Origin of the sequence: Kitasatospora sp. NPDC089913, from assembly GCF_044748625.1 — a bacterium.
In the GTDB taxonomy this organism is placed as follows: Bacteria; Actinomycetota; Actinomycetes; order Streptomycetales; family Streptomycetaceae; genus Kitasatospora.
In genome coordinates this window covers 89862-105278 of record NZ_JBIVGI010000025.1, presented here as the reverse complement: position 1 = coordinate 105278, position 15417 = coordinate 89862, and the positions used below count along the sequence as shown (strand labels likewise).

The 15417-nt window shown below is 75.1% G+C and carries 16 protein-coding genes; 8 read left to right on the top strand and 8 right to left on the bottom strand.

Annotation, left to right across the window (positions count from 1 at the left end):
* Positions 1-25 precede the first annotated feature (25 nt).
* Positions 26-637: a TIGR03086 family metal-binding protein gene (locus ACIPYS_RS30570; RefSeq protein WP_093859123.1), complete on the bottom strand. Its 612-nt coding sequence runs from the start codon at positions 635-637 to the stop codon at positions 26-28.
* 182 nt (positions 638-819) lie between these two features.
* On the opposite strand from ACIPYS_RS30570, the gene ACIPYS_RS30565 reads away from it, so the two are divergent.
* From ACIPYS_RS30565 to ACIPYS_RS30555, 3 genes are all read left to right on the top strand, one after another.
* Positions 820-2088: a pyroglutamyl peptidase gene (locus ACIPYS_RS30565; protein ID WP_400752158.1), complete on the top strand. Its 1269-nt coding sequence runs from the start codon at positions 820-822 to the stop codon at positions 2086-2088.
* A gap of 223 nt (positions 2089-2311) precedes the next feature.
* Entirely contained in the window at positions 2312-2686 is a 375-nt protein-coding gene (locus tag ACIPYS_RS30560; RefSeq protein WP_400752154.1) for a helix-turn-helix transcriptional regulator, read from the top strand.
* A gap of 179 nt (positions 2687-2865) precedes the next feature.
* On the top strand, positions 2866-4269 hold the full coding sequence (locus ACIPYS_RS30555; protein WP_400752151.1) for an amino acid permease: 1404 nt from the start codon (positions 2866-2868) through the stop codon (positions 4267-4269).
* Between the two features lie 85 nt (positions 4270-4354).
* On the opposite strand, the gene ACIPYS_RS30550 is transcribed toward ACIPYS_RS30555, so the two are convergent.
* Both ACIPYS_RS30550 and ACIPYS_RS30545 read right to left on the bottom strand, forming a co-directional pair.
* On the bottom strand, positions 4355-5002 hold the full coding sequence (locus ACIPYS_RS30550) for a cysteine hydrolase family protein (RefSeq protein ID WP_400752148.1): 648 nt from the start codon (positions 5000-5002) through the stop codon (positions 4355-4357).
* Positions 5003-5107: 105 nt separating this feature from the next.
* A complete protein-coding gene (locus tag ACIPYS_RS30545) occupies positions 5108-6100 on the bottom strand; it encodes a GlxA family transcriptional regulator (protein WP_400752145.1) in 993 nt (330 codons plus the stop codon).
* Positions 6101-6351: 251 nt separating this feature from the next.
* Here ACIPYS_RS30545 and ACIPYS_RS30540 point away from each other — a divergent pair, with 251 nt between their 5' ends.
* Positions 6352-7626 (top strand): M23 family metallopeptidase, encoded by a 1275-nt coding sequence (locus ACIPYS_RS30540; protein ID WP_093859113.1) that lies wholly within the window; start codon positions 6352-6354, stop codon positions 7624-7626.
* A gap of 115 nt (positions 7627-7741) precedes the next feature.
* Here ACIPYS_RS30540 and ACIPYS_RS30535 read toward each other — a convergent pair whose 3' ends face one another.
* The 3 genes from ACIPYS_RS30535 to ACIPYS_RS30525 are packed head-to-tail and all read right to left on the bottom strand — an operon-like array spanning position 7742 to position 9157.
* Positions 7742-8428, bottom strand: a complete 687-nt coding sequence (locus ACIPYS_RS30535) for a rhomboid-like protein (protein WP_400752141.1) — start codon at positions 8426-8428, stop codon at positions 7742-7744.
* A gap of 8 nt (positions 8429-8436) precedes the next feature.
* Positions 8437-8805, bottom strand: a complete 369-nt coding sequence (locus tag ACIPYS_RS30530) for a hypothetical protein (protein ID WP_093859111.1) — start codon at positions 8803-8805, stop codon at positions 8437-8439.
* A gap of 58 nt (positions 8806-8863) precedes the next feature.
* On the bottom strand, positions 8864-9157 hold the full coding sequence (locus tag ACIPYS_RS30525) for a DUF4291 family protein (RefSeq protein ID WP_400752137.1): 294 nt from the start codon (positions 9155-9157) through the stop codon (positions 8864-8866).
* A gap of 192 nt (positions 9158-9349) precedes the next feature.
* Here ACIPYS_RS30525 and ACIPYS_RS30520 point away from each other — a divergent pair, with 192 nt between their 5' ends.
* Entirely contained in the window at positions 9350-9880 is a 531-nt protein-coding gene (locus ACIPYS_RS30520; RefSeq protein ID WP_093859109.1) for a universal stress protein, read from the top strand.
* 127 nt (positions 9881-10007) lie between these two features.
* On the opposite strand, the gene ACIPYS_RS30515 is transcribed toward ACIPYS_RS30520, so the two are convergent.
* Positions 10008-10628 (bottom strand): L-threonylcarbamoyladenylate synthase, encoded by a 621-nt coding sequence (locus tag ACIPYS_RS30515; protein WP_093859108.1) that lies wholly within the window; start codon positions 10626-10628, stop codon positions 10008-10010.
* 188 nt (positions 10629-10816) lie between these two features.
* Between ACIPYS_RS30515 and ACIPYS_RS30510 the strand changes: the two genes are divergently transcribed.
* Both ACIPYS_RS30510 and ACIPYS_RS30505 read left to right on the top strand, forming a co-directional pair.
* Entirely contained in the window at positions 10817-12115 is a 1299-nt protein-coding gene (locus ACIPYS_RS30510) for a cytochrome P450 (RefSeq protein WP_400752132.1), read from the top strand.
* Between the two features lie 226 nt (positions 12116-12341).
* Positions 12342-13295: an agmatine deiminase family protein gene (locus tag ACIPYS_RS30505; RefSeq protein WP_400752129.1), complete on the top strand. Its 954-nt coding sequence runs from the start codon at positions 12342-12344 to the stop codon at positions 13293-13295.
* Positions 13296-13317: 22 nt separating this feature from the next.
* Here ACIPYS_RS30505 and tatA read toward each other — a convergent pair whose 3' ends face one another.
* Complete coding sequence (gene tatA, locus ACIPYS_RS30500; RefSeq protein WP_093859105.1) at positions 13318-13629, bottom strand: Sec-independent protein translocase subunit TatA; 312 nt, start codon at positions 13627-13629, stop codon at positions 13318-13320.
* Positions 13630-14062: 433 nt separating this feature from the next.
* On the opposite strand from tatA, the gene ACIPYS_RS30495 reads away from it, so the two are divergent.
* Positions 14063-15334, top strand: coding sequence for an ATP-binding protein (locus ACIPYS_RS30495; RefSeq protein WP_400752125.1), 1272 nt, complete (start codon positions 14063-14065; stop codon positions 15332-15334).
* The last annotated feature ends 83 nt before the right edge of the window (positions 15335-15417 follow it).

Sequence of the window (15417 nt, the reverse complement as noted above, 5' to 3'; positions counted from 1 at the left end):
GGCGGCCGCGCGGGATGCGACGGTGTCAGATGCGGTCGGCAGACCACGCCGGGTCGCGGCCGGTGAGGGCCAGCAGCTGGGCCTCGGCGTCCGCGCCCGGCGGCGCGGCGAACGGTGGGTCGAAGCGGCCGGTGCCGGCCAGGTCGCGGTAACCGTGGAACTCCGTGAGCGCGTAGCGCGCGGAGCCCGGGGGCATCCGGCCGTGCTCGCCGAGGGCCCGGGAGAGGTCCCAGCCGTGGACGACGGTCTCGGCGACCAGCTCGCGGGCGTAGCCGCCCGCGTCCCGTACGCCGTAGCCGAGGTGGACCAGCAGGTCGGGGGCGCCGGGTCGGTCGAGCGCGCGTTGTGCGCTGCGCACGGCCATGGACCAGACGCCGGACGGGTTGCGGCCCAGCACGTCGCCCTCGAAGCGGTGGCCGATCTGGGCCGGGGTGTAGCCGGCGATCGCCTGGCACACCCAGAGGTGCTGGGCGGCGAGGTGGTTCACCAGGGCGCGCACGTCCCAGTCGCGGCACGGGGTGGGCGCGGTCCAGACGTCCTCGGGCGCCGAGCGCAGCAGCCTGGCCACTTCGGCGCCGGTGGCCGCGTAGTGCTCGCGGACCTCGGTGTGGAATCCGGGTGGGTGGGGACACTCCATCGCCGGGCCTCCGTTTCTGCCCTGCTCACTCCCAGTAAACCGCTACGGGGCGTGACTCGCCAGGGGGGGCGGAGGCCGCTTCTGCAGGGGGTCTCCGGGGGAGGGGGCGGTGTGCCGTCACTGTGCGTCGTGATGGCGAGGCGCTCTGGTGGAGTCCGGAGCCGCTCTGTAGTGTCCATGCCATGACGACCGTTCGGCGCCGGGCCACTCTCACCGCGACCCTCATCGGCGCTCTCGCCGCCTCGATCCTCCCCGCCGCCGCCACCGCCCACGCGGCCGGTCCCGGCTGCCGGACCGTCGACTCCGCGCCGCTCGACCGGGAACAGGCCCGCACCGCGGACCCGCGGACCGCCGCGCTGACCGAACGCGGCGGCCTCGGCGACTTCGTCACCCGGTTCCCCGCCGCGCTGTGCAGTGCCCGCACCGCCGCCGAGGCGGGCCGGCTCCTCGACGCCTGGGGCGGGGCGCTCTGGCGGGCCGGAGTGGACCGCGCCCAGGGCCGCCGCCCCGGCGGCGACCTGCCGGCCGCCGACGACCGGCCGCTCTACTGGACCAGGGTCGCCATGACCGTCCGGCTCGCGCGCTGGCAGCCGGGCTTCACCGTCGACCCGGCCGCGCTGCGGCAGCGCTTCGAGGACGCCTCGCGCGGGCTGGCCGACGACGGGTTCGGCGGCCGCCCGGGAGTGCGGCGGATCTTCGTCAGCGGCTTCGACCCGTTCGGCCTGGACGCCGAGCCGCGCCGGGCCAACCCCTCCGGCTCGGCCGCCCTGCAGCTCGCCGGCCGCCGGATCACCCTCGCCGACGGCACCCCGGCCGAGGTCCGCTCGGTGGTGTTCCCGGTCCGCTACGGCGACTTCGACCTCGGCACGGTGGAGCGCGCCTACGCCCCGAGGCTCGCCCGCGGGCCCCGCGCCGCGGACCTCATCACCACCATCAGCCAGGGCTATCCCGGGCTGTTCACCCTGGAGGCCTGGGCCGGGCGTTCCCGCTCCGCCGACCCCTATCCCGACAACATCGGCGCGCTCTCCGGCGGCACCCGGGACCACCCCGTCACCGCCCCCGGCATGGGCCCGGGTGCCGAGTTCATCGCCACCAGCCTGCCCACCGGCCCGATGACCGCCGTTCAGCAGCCCTACCCGGTGCGGCTGAACACCACCGTCACCGAGATCCCGGCCGGCGGGACCGCGCCGGTCGACCGGGAGGACGGCCCGACCCCCGGCTCGCGGGCGGTCGCCGGCGGCGGCGGGGGCTATCTCTCCAACGAGGTCGCCTACCGCACCAACCGGCTGCGCCTGGAACTCGCCCCGCAGCTGCCCGGCGGCCACCTGCACACCCCGGTGCTCACCGGTCTCCCGGATCAGCCCGAGCTGCTGACCGGGCCGGCCTTCGAGCAGAACGAGGCCGCGATCACCGGAGAGGTCCTCGACATCCTGCGGCACACCTCGGGCTGACGCGGTGCCGACGGCCGGGGTACTGCCGGGCCGGTGCTGCCGGTGCTGCCGGGCCGGTGGGCAGGGCGGGGGCAGGTCGACGGGTACGGGCGGCGGCCGGGGTGCCGCCGCCCGCGCGAGCGGTGGATGCGCTTGCCGGGCACATGGCAGAATCGTGCGGTCACGCATGTTCATCGGGGGATGACAGCTCATGTGGTCGGTGGAGAAGGAACGGGAAGTCGGCGTGCCCGACGGCCGGGGTGAACGCGGTGGGCGCGGCGATCGTGGCGAACGAGCCGAGCCCGGGCCGGGAGGCGGCGCGCGGCCGCCCGTCGCACTGAGCCGGGCCGAACTCCGGGTGGCCGAGCTGGCGGCGCGCGGCCGCACCAACCGTCAGATCGCCCAAGAGCTCTTCCTCACCGTCAGCACCGTCGAACAGCATCTGACCAGCTCCTACCGCAAGCTCGGGGTCAAGCGCCGGGCGGACCTGCCGGGGCACCTGCTGCCGGACGCGCCGGACGCGCCGGACGTGACGGACGTGACGGACGCGCTGGACGTGACGGCTGCGACGGCCGACGCGGCCGTCGTCGTGGCAGCCATGGCCGCTGCGGGGACGTGACCCCGGTCGTCGCGGTGGCGCCGGACGAGTGACCGTCCGGGGGCTTCGCGACCGCAGGTCTTCCGGTGGGCGGGCCCGTCCGGAGAACATATCCCACCGATTTGGTACAAGGTGCCGCCTGCACCAGCATGGGCGTCCGCTCCACCGAGCGCGCAGGACAGGAAAGGCCCGACGCCCCCATGCAGACCAGCCCGGCCGTGACCCGGCAGGCACCCCGACCCGCGCGGACGGACGTCGACCCGACGCCCCCGCCCCACGCCCCGGCCACGCCGCCGGCCGGCCGCCGCTTCGGTCTGCCGACCGCGACCGCACTGGTGATGGGGAACATCATCGGCGGCGGCATCTTCATGATCCCGGCCGCCGTGGCCCCCTACGGGACGGTCGGCCTGCTGGCCTTCGCCGTGCTGACGGCGGGGGCGATCACCCTGGCCCTGGTCTTCGGCCGGCTCGCACGCCGCGACCCGCGCACCGGCGGCCCGTACGTCTACGCGCGCGAGGAGTTCGGCGACTTCGCCGGCTTCCTGGCCGCCTGGTCCTACTGGATCACCACCTGGGTCAGCAACGCCGCGCTCGCCGTCGCCGCCGTCGGCTACCTCGACGTGCTGTGGCCGGTCGGCCGGTCCACCGGCCTCGCCCTCGTCTGCGCGCTCGCCGTCCAGTGGCTGCCCGCGCTCGCCAACCTGGCCGGCACCCGGTACGTCGGCACCGTCCAACTCGTCTCCACCGTGCTCAAGTTCGCCGCTCTGATGGTGGTCTCGGTGGCCGGTCTCAGCGCCTTCGACCCGGCGAACCTCGGTCCCTTCGACGCGAGCGGCGAGGGCTGGTTCGCCGGGACGACGGCCGCCGCGGCGATCCTGCTCTTCAGCTACCTCGGGGTGGAGTCGGCGGCCGTGAGCGCGGGCCAGGTCCGCGCCCCCGAACGCAACGTCGGCCGCGCCGGAGTGCTCGGAACCGCCGGCGCCGCGGCGGTCTACCTGCTGGGAACGCTCGCCGTGTTCGGCACCGTGGCCCACGAGCGGCTGATCGGCTCCACCGCGCCCTTCTCCGACGCGGTGAACACCGTCTTTGGCGGCTCCTGGGGCGGAACGGCCGTCGCCGTCGCGGCCCTCGTCTCGATGACCGGCGCGCTCAACGGCTGGACCCTGCTCTCCGCCCAGGCCCCCTGCGCCGCCGCCAGGGACGGCCTCTTCCCGGCCGTCTTCACCGTCGAACGCCGCGGCGTCCCGGTCGTCGGCGTCCTGGTCGGCGTCACCCTCGCCTCGCTGCTCACCGTCCTGAACTTCGCCTCCGGCGCGAAGTCGGCCTTCGACACCCTGGTGCTGGTCACCACCTTCACCGCCACCGTCCCCTACCTCCTCTCCACCGCCGCCCAGCTCCGCTGGCTGCTGCGCGGCGATCGCGCCCGCGTCGCCCCGGCGCGCCTGGCCCGCGACCTGACCCTCGCCCTCGGTGCGTTCGCCTTCTCCGCCTGGCTCGCCGTCGGCTCCGGCTGGGCCGCCGTCTGCCAGGGCACCCTCTTCCTGCTCGCCGGCGTCCTCGTCCACGTCGTCCGTACCGTCCGCAGGGGTCGCCGCCGCGCCTGAGCCGCGCCGCGCCCGGCCCGACCCGATCCGCCGGAGGGCCCGCACCACCCGGTGCGGGCCCTCCGGCAGGCCGGTCCCGGGCCGGTCAGGCGGGGAGGGCCGCCGGGGTGGCGGCGACGAGGCCGAAGAGGTCGGTCACGGTGGTGAGGGCGGCGGACTGGAGGGTGGCGGCGGGGACGACGGTGCCGTCGGGGGCGGTGAGCGGGCGGGTGGCGGTGGCGGAGGCGACGACGGTGGGGCGGTAGCCGAGGCGGAAGGCGCCCTGGGCGGTGAAGGTGACGCACATGTGGGTCATGAAGCCGGCCAGGACGAGGTCCTTGCCGCTGTCCGGCGCGAAGCCGAGGGCGGTGAGGGCCGCGGTGAGTTCGGTGGCGTGGAAGGCGTCGGGGAAGGTCTTGACGACGACGGGCTCGCCGGCGTCGGGCGCGACCTCGGCGCTGATCGCGCCGATCTCGGCGCGGATGTCGTACGGGGTGCCCGGGCCGCCGTCGTTGACGACGTGGATCACCGGGGTGCCCGCGGCGCGGGCGCGCCGCAGGAGGTCGGCGGCGGAGGCGAGGGCCTCCTCGGCGCCGTCCAGGGCCATCACGCCGGTGCGGTAGGTGTGCTGGAAGTCGATCAGGAGCAGAACGGAGTCGGCCAGCCGGGGCAGCCGGTCGTCCAGGCCGATCACGGTGCGCAGGGGAGCGGACGGGGTGGTGTGCGTGGTCACAAGAGTGCCTTTCCAGGACATTTTGCTTGTTTCAGGGCAGGAGGGAGGGCTTGTTTCAGGGCAGGAGGGAGGGCTTGTTCCGGGGCAGGAGGGAGGAAGGGAAGGGCCGGGCGGTGGGGCGAGCTGTCAGACGGACGGTGTGCGGAAGCGGCGGCGGTAGGCGGCCGGGGTGGTGGCGAGCCGGCGGCGGAAGGCCCGGTGGAGGGTCTCCGCCGAGCCGAGCCCGGCCGCCGCCGCGACCTGCTCGAGCGGCCGGTCGGTGGTCTCCAGCAGGCGCCGGGCCGCCTCCACCCGGGCCGCCTCCACGTACCCGGCCGGGCCGGTGCCGGTCTCCTGGGTGAAGACGCGGGCGAAGTGCCGCTCGCTGAGGCACATCCGGGCGGCCAAGGCCGGGGTGGAGAGGTCGCCGTCGAGGTGCTCGGCGATCCACCGCAGCAGCTCGTCGATGTCGCGCCGCTCGGTGGCCGGGTGGCTCAGCGGGACGGAGAACTGGCTCTGCCCGCCCTGCCGCTTGAGGTACATCACCAGCTGCCGGGCCACCGCCAGCGCGGTCCGTTCGCCCTGGTCCTCGGCCACCAGGGCGAGCGCGAGGTCCAGGCAGGCGCTGATGCCGGCCCCGGTCCACAGCCGGCCCCGGTCGGTCCGGACGAAGATCGGGTCGGGGTCGACCGTCACCTCGGGGTGCTCGGCGGCGAGCTGCGCGGCCGTCGACCAGTGGGTGGTCGCGGTCCGCCCGTCCAGCAGCCCGGCGGCCGCCAGGACGTGGGCGCCCACGCACACCGAGGCCACCCGGCGGGCGTGCGGCGCGGTCTCCCGCACCCAGTCGACGACGGTGGTGTCGACCTTGGCCACCGGCCCGTTCCCCGTCAGCTCGACCGCGCCCGGCACCAGCAGGGTGTCCACGTCCGCGCCGACCTCGGCGAAGGAGAGGTCGGCGAGCAGCCGCACCCCCGCCGAGGTCCGGACGGCGCCGCCGACCGGACCGGCGAGCCGGACCCGGTAGCCCGCCCGGCCGCCGGTCTCCCGGTTGGCCAGCGCGAACACCTCGGCGGGGCCGGTGACGTCGAGGAGGTCGACGTCGGGGAAGACCGCGACGACGACCCGGTGCGGAGTGGGCATGGGTCCATCCTCGGCCGGAGGGCCCGACGGCGGCAATGACGATTCGCTGTCACATTCGGACACGGGGCCGACCGGGCCGGACGCCGACGGCGGACGCGCCCCGGATGCGGCTGGACGGGTGCAGTTCGCCGCCCGGCCGCGGCGGCCTCGGCCCGGAGCCGCGCGCCGCCGGGTTACATGGGCCTGCGCCTCGTCGGGCGGGGCGTACCGGTGTCCTTCGCGGCCCCGGACCCGACGAACGGAAGAGCACCATGGCAGAGCGCGATCCCCGCCACCGCACGTGCCGCAGACCCCTGGTGCGCGGGCTGGCCGCCGCCGCGCTCGCGACCGTCACGCTGCTGGCCCCGGCGGGCCCCGGGTACGCGACCGGCAGCGCCCGGCTGGCGCCCGGCACGCAGTTCACGCCGTTGACGGCGGCCGTGCTGACCGAGCCGACGCCGTTCGAGGCCACGGACGGCAGGACGCACCTCTCCTACGAACTGCTCGCCACCAGCGCGCTGTCCAGCGCCACGCCGCTGCGCCTCGACCGGGTCGAGGTCCGGGAGGCCGGCACCGAGCGGGTCGTCGGCTCGCTGAGCGGCCAGGCGCTGGCCGAGGCCGCCAATCCGGTGGGCGACCCGCTGCCGGGTGCGGACGGCTACACCCCGCCGCCCCCGGCGCCGACGCCGACCGTCGTCCAGGGCTCCCAGCAGTGGATCATCTGGATCGACCTGGTCCTCGACCCCGGCCGGCCCGCGCCGGAGGTCCTCGAGCACCACCTCGTGGGCGCCGTCCTCACTCCCTCCGGGCCCTCCGCCTTCGAGGAGACGGTGCAGACCACCCCGACCGGCCGTACCGCGCCGTTGGACCTGGCCCCGCCGGTGCGGCCCGGCGCCTGGTACGCCAGCGAGTCGTGCTGCGGCAACACCCACCACCGGCGCGGCCTCGGCCCGGTCAACGGCCGCTTCGGCGTGCCGCAGCGCTTCGCGATCGACTGGTACAAGGTCGGTGAGCAGGGGCAGACCTGGGAGGGCGACCCCGCACGGCTCACCGACTACCTGAGCTACCGGCAGCCGGTCGTGGCCGCGCTCGGCGGCCGGGTGGTGGAGGTGCAGGACGGTGTCCCGGACAACCCGCCGCCGGTCACGCCGCCGGTGCCGCCGATCGAGGACACCGTCGGCAACCACGTCACGGTGGAGGTCGCGCCGGGCCGGTACCTGCTCTACGCCCACCTGGAACCCGGCTCGTTGGCCGTCCGGGAGGGCGACTGCGTCGAACCGGGACAGACGCTCGGGCTGATCGGGAACAGCGGCAACTCCACCACGCCGCACCTGCACTTCCAGGTGATGACCACGGCCGAGTTCTTCCCGACCGACAGCCCGCCGTTCACCTTCCGGTCGTTCCGCGTCGTCGGGCAGGTCGAACCCCGGATCTGGGACGACAACCTGGGCCTGCAGCCGACCGGTGTCCTGCCGATCACGCCCTCGCCGTACGAGGGGCCGCACCGTTCGAAGTACCCGCTCGACCGCGAGGTGCTGGAGTTCTGACCCGACCCGACCCGACCTGACCGGTCCGGTTCGGAGCGGTCCGGAGCGGTCGGACGGCGGAGGGGCCGCGTGATGTCGCGCGGCCCCTCCGCCGTCCGGGTGCACTCCTACCGCGTCACGCGGGCCGCCCGGCGACCTGCGGCGCGCTCCGTCCCACCAGCGGGCGCAGGCCGAGGCGGTGCGCGGCGGCGAGGGCGAGCCCGCCGAGCAGTGAGGCCAGGTGGCCGACGGCGGCCGTCTCGCCGTCCGGGAGGCCGGCCAGCAGCGCGGGCGCCGCCACCGCCAGCATCAGCAGCCAGACCGCCCGCGACCACGCCGGGCGGGCCCGGGCCGCGGCCAGCGTCAGGGCGGTGACCACGACGTAGGAGGGGCCGGTGTCCATCGCGTGCGCGGCCCCGGCCGGCAGCGAGCCGTGCTGGATCCGCCACCACACCAGGCCCTCGGTGAGGGCGGTCGCCGCGAGGTGGACGAGGGCCACCGAGGCCACCGCCCGTCGGGCGCCGAGCGCGCCGACCACCGCGAACAGGGAGAGTGCGAACACCGGCCAGACCCAGATGGTGTCCTGCGGCACGAAGACCGAGACGGTCAGCGACTCGATCGGGTGGCCGTCCGGCCACAGGCGCAGATTGCCGAGGTCGGTGGACGCCCAGGTGCGCAGCGCGTGCACCCGCTCGGGCGGGAGCAGGTGCAGCACCGGCCACATCGCGGCCAGCACGGCCACATACCAGAACGCCGGATTGCGCGGCAGGCGCCGTATCCACGGGCCGAGCGGGGGGAGCTCCACCGGGAGCCTCGTCGCCATGCCGGGGGCTACCGGTGGCGACGGGGGGATGCCGACCCGCCCGCGAAGGCCGCTCCCGCGACGAGCGCGACCGTGCCCGCCACCATCAGACCCCGCCGGGAGCGCCAGGACAGCACCGACCACCGCGAGTTGGCGGAGAGCAGCGAGCCGACGCTCAGCCACGAGCCGATCGACAGCGCGGACGCCGCCGAACCGGCCGAGCCGATCGACAGGAAGCTGCCGACGGAGCCGACCGACAGCACCGAGCCGACCGAGCCGATGGACAGCACCGACCCGACCGAGCCGATGGACAGGACGGAGTCCCCGGACGGCAGCGCCCACCCGTGCGAGAACACCGTCGCCGGGGAGGGCGACGAGGAATCACTACGCTTGCTCATCCGCTGATCGTATGCCGCCGCGGGGACGCCCGGACGCCGCCCCGCTCCTTCGGGCGGCTCACCCGCCCAGGTGGGGCGGCAGGCCGCCGGCCACCGGGTAGGGCCGCTCCTCGGGCAGCAGTCGGCGGGCCGCCTCCGGTTCGCCGGCCCGCAGGTGTCCGTGGATCCGCCGCACGAGCGGGGTGAGGTCGGTGATCGACACCGTCCATTCGTCGGCGTAGCGCCGCGCGGCCGGCAGGCCGATCCCGGGGGAGTAGGCCTGGTACACGGTCACGGTGGCGGCGGTGTGGACGGCGCGGATGCGGCGCTTCGGCTCGGGGGCGGTCGGTTCCGGGGTGTTCGGCGGGGGCACGTCGATCAGGGTGGCGAGGGTGGTGGGCAGGCTGCCAGCGAATTTTCGGGGGCGGGGGTTCCGCGGGGGTTCCGCGTGCCTGCATGATGCAAGGCCACATTCAGTTTAAGCCTTTGATTTGCAGGCCGAGATCCCTTGTGGAACCATAATCGCCAAGCACAGGGACGATCGAACACCGGAAAGTGAAGGATCATGTCGGACGGCGCACGCGTCATCGTCGGAGTCAGTGGCTCGCTGGGGAGCCTGACCGCTCTGCACCGGGCGGTGGGCGAGGCGCGTGACCGGGGTGCGGTGCTGGTGCCGGTGCTGGCGTGGACGCCGGCGGGCGGGGAGCACAACTACCGGCTGCGGCCCTGCCCGCCGCTGCTGCGGGCCTGGGAGGACATGGCCGCCGCCCGGCTTGAGCGGGCGCTGGACGAGGCGTTCGGCGGGCTCCCGGCCGGGATCCGGGTCGAGCCGCAGGCCGTCCGCGGCCCGGCGGGCCCGGTCCTGACCGGGCTGGCCGACCGGCCGGGGGACCTGCTGGTGGTGGGCGCGGGCCGGCACGGCACCGTCCGCGGTGCGGTGCGGCGGATGCTCGGGGGCGGCTCGGTGGGCCACTACTGCCTGGCCCACGCCCGCTGCACCGTTCTCGCCGTGCCGCCGTCGGACCTCCAGGACGACCTGCGCGCACTGCGCCGAGGTGTCGACCTGCGCGAACTCGCGGCCCTCGCCGCCGCCTGATCCGCCGCCTGATCCGCCGCTGCCTGAGCCACCGCCGCCCGATCCGCCGCTGCCTGACTCGCTGCCGCCTGACGCGCCGCCGTCCTGTTCGCCCGGGCCCGGGGCCGGAAGCCCCGGGCCCCGGGGGTCACTCGAAGCGGCTGGGGTCGCCGGCCCCCCGCCGGACGATCTCCGGCTCGCCCTCGGAGAAGTCGACCACCGTGGTGGGCACGGTGCCGCAGTCGCCGGAGTCCACCACGGCGTCCAGCACGTGGTCCAGCCGCTCCTTGATCTCCCACCCCTGGGTCATCGGCTCCTCCTCGCCGGGGAGGAGCAGGGTGCTGGAGACCAGCGGCTCGCCCAGTTCGGCGAGCAGTGCCCGGGTGACGGCGTGGTCGGGGATCCTGACGCCCACCGTCTTCTTCTTCGGGTGCATCAGGCGGCGGGGCACCTCCTTGGTGGCCGGGAGGATGAAGGTGTAGCTGCCCGGCGTCGCGGCCTTGATCGCGCGGAAGACGTTGTTGTCGAGCTGGACGAACTGCCCCAGCTGCGCGAAGTCCTCGCACATCAGGGTGAAGTGGTGGCGCTCGTCGAGCCGCCGGATCGACCGGATCCGGTCGAGGCCGTCACGGTTGTCCAGCTGGCAGCCCAGCGCGAAACAGGAGTCGGTCGGGTACGCGATCAGGGCCCCGGACCGGAGACTGGCCGCCACCGTGGTGATGGTGCGCGGTTGGGGGGACTCTGGATGCACGTCGAAGTACTTCGCCATTGGCCGACCCTACGGGATCCCGGCGACCGGCGGGCGCAGCCGCGACGGCCGGCGGTCCACTGGCGCGGCGTCCCGCGGGTGCGGCGTCCCGCCGGTGCGGCATCCCGCGGGTGCGGCATCCCGCCGGGGCCGGCCGGACCGGTCGGCGTGCTGGTCGTCGGCCGGGGTGCGGCGTACGGTCCCTCGGTATGGGCATCGATCAGGCGCGGGCGAACCGGATCTTCCTCCCGGAGACCTACGCCGAGGGCGTTCCGTACGAGCTGTTCCGCGAGCTGCGCGCCGAGGCGCCGGTCTGCTGGGTGGAGGAGCCCGCGGTGGGGCCGTGGCCGGCCGGACCCGGCTACTGGGCGGTGCTGCGGCACGCCGACGTCAAGTACGTGCTGCGCACACCGGAGTTGTTCTCCTCGCACCTCGGCGCGACCCAGATCCGCGACCCCGGCACAACGGCCGATCTGGACTTCGCCCGCACCATGATGCTCAACCAGGACCCGCCGGACCACTCCCGGCTGCGCCGCGCCGTCGTCGCCGCCTTCACCCCGCGCGCGCTGCGCGAGCTGACCGTGGACATCGAGCGGCGGGCGGCCGAACTCGTCGCCGGTATCGCCCCGTCCGGCGAGGTCGACATCGTGCCGCTCGCCGCCGATCTGCCGGTCTGGACGCTGGCGCGGATCCTGGGTGTGCCCGAGCAGGACCGGCAGCTGCTGGTCGACTGGTCGAACCGGGTGATCGGCTACCAGGACCCGGACCACGCCCGGTCCAGCACGGCGGACCCGTCCCGGCTCACCGCCATGGGGCGGGACGCGCTCGGCCACCGCCCCGCGGACCTCACCGCCCCCGACGGCCGCCCGCTCGATCCGCGCTCCCGCGCGGCCCTCGCCGACATGTTCGCCTACGCCCACGCGCTCGCCGAACAGCCGCCGCCGGGCAGCATGGTGGCCCGGATGCGGGAGGCCGGGCTGAGTGCCGCCGAGTTCGAGACGATGTTCTTCCTGTTCGCCGTGGCCGGGAACGAGACGCTGCGCAACGGACTGCCCGGCGCCCTGTACTCCCTGCTGACCTACCCCGAGCAGTACCGGCTGCTGCGCCGCCGGCCGGAGTTGACCGGATCGGCGGTGGACGAGCTGCTCCGGTTCTGGCCGCCGGTGATCGAGTTCCGGCGCACCGCCACCCGGGACCTCGTCCTGGCCGGGCGGCCGATCGCGGGCGGGGACAAGGTGGTCGTCTACCACGCCTCCGCCAACCGCGACGGGACGGTCTTCCCGGACCCGGACCGCCTCGATCTCACCCGCACGCCCAACGACCACGTCAGTTTCGGTCACGGCCCGCACTTCTGCGTCGGGGCGCAGCTCGCCCGGATCCAGATGGCGGCGATGCTGCGCCGCATCGTCGCCGCCTGGCCCGAGCCGGCGCCGGCGCCGGGCCCGCCTCCGCCGCGGCTGGTCTCGAACTTCCAGAACGGGCTGAAGGAGCTGCGCGTGCGCCGGTGACGGGGATCCCGGGGTGGGGGTGCTGCCTCCGAAGCGCGATATTGACTGAATTTTCAGTCCAAGGCAGGATGTGGGCGCCCCCACCGGCCTGCCCCGGGTGCGCCGACGGGACGCCCCCATTCGCCCGTGCCTCGGTGCCCGGGGCGGTCCGCCCGCACCCACCGGAGGTACCGATGGAAAAGCCCGACCTCTCCCGACGCCGACTCCTCCGCCTCGGCGCCGCGCGGTGCAGCGGGACATCGCCAACCTCGCCAAGGAGATCTCCCGCTTCGAGCCGGTCGTGATGGTGATCGGTCCCGAGCTGGTGGCCTCCGCCGCCCCGCTCTGCGACACCGGCGCGGTGCCCGGCTCCCGGGGCATCACCTTCCTGCCGGTCTTCAACGACGACCTGTGGATCCGGGACTTCGGCCCGACCTTCCTGGTCGGCCCCGGGACGGTCGCCGGCCTCGACACCAACTTCAACGGCTGGGGCAAGACCGGGACGAGCTACGAGCAGAACTTCGCCAAGGACGCCCGGGCCGCCGCCGCGCTGCTCGCCCACTACGGAATCGCGCGGGTCCGGGCCCCGTTCACCGGGGAGGGCGGCTCGCTGGAGACCGACGGGCGGGGCACGGTGCTCGCCACCGTCAGCTCCCTGGTGAACCCCAACCGCAACCCCGGGCTGAGCCAGGCCGAGGTCGAGCGGCGGCTCAAGTCCTCGCTCGGCGCGGAGAAGGTGATCTGGCTGGCCGGCCTGGCGGGCCAGGACATCACGGACGGCCACATCGACTGCGTGGCCCGGTTCAGCGCGCCCGGGCGGGTGATCCTGGACCGTCCGGGGCCGGGCTCCGCCCCGATGTGGCTCGACGTCTGTACCGAGGCCGAGCGAGTCCTGCAGACCGCCACCGACGCCAGGGGCCGGGCGCTGACGATCGTCGAGCTGCCCGGGCCGGACCACAGCAGGATCCGGGGGACCGGGCCCGCGTTCCTGTCGAGCTACACCAACCACTGCACCGTGAACGGTGCCGTCCTCGTACCGCAGTTCGGGCACGCGGAGGCCGACGAGGCGGCCCGGGCGATCCTCGCGGCCGAGTACCCGGGGCGCACCGTCGTACCGGTCGTCGTCGACGCCGTCGCGGCGGGCGGCGGAGGCATCCACTGCGCCACCCAGTCCCAGCCCGTCGCCCCCGCGGCGGGCTGACCCGCGGGCCCGGCCAACCGGCTCAGGCCGGTCGGCCGGGCCGCGCGCGGCCCTCGGGTCCGGCGGTCGTCGCCGTCGCCGGTGCGACCGGCGGTACGGGGGCGACCGGCGGCCCGGCGGCGCCCGGTGTCACCGGTGCGACCGGAGTGACCGGTTCGGGCGCCTGCTCGGCCGCCGGGCCGTCCTCGCGCATCGCCGCCGTCTCGGCCTTGAGGATGCGCATCGACTTCCCGAGTCCGCGTGCCATCTCGGGCAGCTTCTTCGAGCCGAACAGCAGGATCACGACCGCCAGCACCACCAGCAGGTGCCAGGGCTCCAGACCGTTGCGCAGCATGTCCACTCACCGGGCCTTTCCGTATCGCCGTCGAACCGGGTGTCCCGCCAGCGTAAATGTGACTGATTTTTCAGTCAATATGTCGGGATTCGACCCGCCGCGGGGATCCGGCGGTTCGAGCGCGGTCCCGGCCGGCGCCCCCGGGTCGGGGTCACGCCGCAACCGCCGAAGGTGATGCTCTGCGGCTCCGCGAGCCGGCCGATTCCGTCCGTCGTGCGGCGATCCTGCCGCACCGTACCGACACGCCCCGCTCCGGCCGGTCGGGCGGGTGTGCCCCGGGGGGCGGGAGAGGTCCGGCGGGACGCGGGGAAGTCGCTGCCGCGTACGGTTCGTCCACGCCGCTTTGGCCCGAACGGCGCGCGACGGCCCCACCGCGCCGGACCTAGGTTCACCGGAACCCGCAGGCAACCGGTGCACCCGAGGAGCGACGCACGTGAACTGGCTGATCCACGACTACCGCGAGGACGACCTCGCCGCCGTCGTCCATCTGATCGACAGCACCGCCGGGCTCGGGCAGGAGTCGGTGTTCTCGCTCGCGGAGTGCATTGGCGCCCTCACCGCCCGCCAGCCCGCCGTCGTCGCGGTGCACGACGGCCTGCCGATCGGGGCCGCCCTCGCCCAGGTGGCGGGTGCGGGCGAGCGGGCCTGGGTGATGCGGGTGGCGATCGCCCCGGCCTGGCGCGGGCGCGGTCTGGCCAGCGCGCTGCTGCGGGAGCTGGAACGGCGGCTGGTCGAGGCCCGGGTGCGCCGGATCGCCTATGTGCTGCCGGCGGAGGAACTGCTCGGTGAGGGGCTGCGCAACGCCGGCTACGAACGGCGGCCCGCCGCCGCGTACTTCGAGAAGACCGAGCCCGCCGCGGGCCCCGCCGCCGGGACCCTGGACGAACTCGGCGGGCGGGTACTGAGCGGGGACCTGTGGGACCAGGTCGCCGGGATGACGGCAGAGAAGGAGCTGATCGAGCGGCGGGTCGTGCTGCCGCTCGCCGAACCCGAGCGCGCCGCCCGGCACGGTGTGCGGCCGCCGCGGGCGATCACCCTGTTCGGGCCGCCCGGCACCGGGAAGACGACCTTCGCCCGGGCCATCGCCTCCCGCCTGGGCTGGCCGTTCGTCGAGCTGCTGCCGTCCCGCCTCGCCGACGAGGGCAACCTCGCCGCCGCGCTGCGCGGCGCGTTCACCCGGATCGGGGAGCTGGAGCGGGTGCTGGTCTTCATCGACGAGGTGGAGGAGATCGCTCCCGTGCGGGGCGAGCCCGGCCGGACGGGAGCCACCCACGGGGTGACCAACGAGCTGCTCAAGCTGATCCCCGGTTTCCGGGAGCGGGACGGCCGGCTGCTGGTGTGCGCCACCAACTCGGTCCGCTCGCTCGACCCGGCGTTCCTGCGCACCGGCCGGTTCGACTACGTCATTCCGATCGGCACCCCCGACCCGGACGCCCGGGCCGCGATCTGGGCGCGCTACGCGCTCGGCACCGACCGGTTGGACGTGGATGTCCCCGCCCTGGTGGCCGCCAGCGAGCACTTCTCGCCCGCCGACATCGAGCACGCCGCGCGCCTCGCCGCCCAGACGGCCTTCGAGCGCGACGACGCGGTGCCGGGCGCGACCACCGCGGACCACCTCGCCGCGATCGGCGCGTGCCGTCCGACGGTGACGGCCGCGATGGTGGCGGCGTTCCGGGCCGACATCGGGGCGCACGCCCGGCTGTGACCGTGCCGCCGACCGCGACCGCGACCGCCTCCCGCCTCCCGTCGACCGCCTCCCGTCGACCGCCTCCCGTCGACCGCCTCCCG

What these genes read in the sequence shown, in the direction of transcription:
- ACIPYS_RS30570 (WP_093859123.1), bottom strand. Translation starts at nt 637, where the DNA reads ATGGAGTGTCCCCACCCACCCGGATTCCACACCGAGGTCCGCGAGCAC.
- ACIPYS_RS30565 (WP_400752158.1), top strand. Translation starts at nt 820, where the DNA reads ATGACGACCGTTCGGCGCCGGGCCACTCTCACCGCGACCCTCATCGGC.
- ACIPYS_RS30555 (WP_400752151.1), top strand. Translation starts at nt 2,866, where the DNA reads ATGCAGACCAGCCCGGCCGTGACCCGGCAGGCACCCCGACCCGCGCGG.
- ACIPYS_RS30550 (WP_400752148.1), bottom strand. Translation starts at nt 5,002, where the DNA reads ATGTCCTGGAAAGGCACTCTTGTGACCACGCACACCACCCCGTCCGCT.
- ACIPYS_RS30545 (WP_400752145.1), bottom strand. Translation starts at nt 6,100, where the DNA reads ATGCCCACTCCGCACCGGGTCGTCGTCGCGGTCTTCCCCGACGTCGAC.
- ACIPYS_RS30540 (WP_093859113.1), top strand. Translation starts at nt 6,352, where the DNA reads ATGGCAGAGCGCGATCCCCGCCACCGCACGTGCCGCAGACCCCTGGTG.
- ACIPYS_RS30535 (WP_400752141.1), bottom strand. Translation starts at nt 8,428, where the DNA reads ATGGCGACGAGGCTCCCGGTGGAGCTCCCCCCGCTCGGCCCGTGGATA.
- ACIPYS_RS30530 (WP_093859111.1), bottom strand. Translation starts at nt 8,805, where the DNA reads ATGAGCAAGCGTAGTGATTCCTCGTCGCCCTCCCCGGCGACGGTGTTC.
- ACIPYS_RS30520 (WP_093859109.1), top strand. Translation starts at nt 9,350, where the DNA reads ATGTCGGACGGCGCACGCGTCATCGTCGGAGTCAGTGGCTCGCTGGGG.
- ACIPYS_RS30515 (WP_093859108.1), bottom strand. Translation starts at nt 10,628, where the DNA reads ATGGCGAAGTACTTCGACGTGCATCCAGAGTCCCCCCAACCGCGCACC.
- ACIPYS_RS30510 (WP_400752132.1), top strand. Translation starts at nt 10,817, where the DNA reads ATGGGCATCGATCAGGCGCGGGCGAACCGGATCTTCCTCCCGGAGACC.
- tatA (WP_093859105.1), bottom strand. Translation starts at nt 13,629, where the DNA reads ATGCTGCGCAACGGTCTGGAGCCCTGGCACCTGCTGGTGGTGCTGGCG.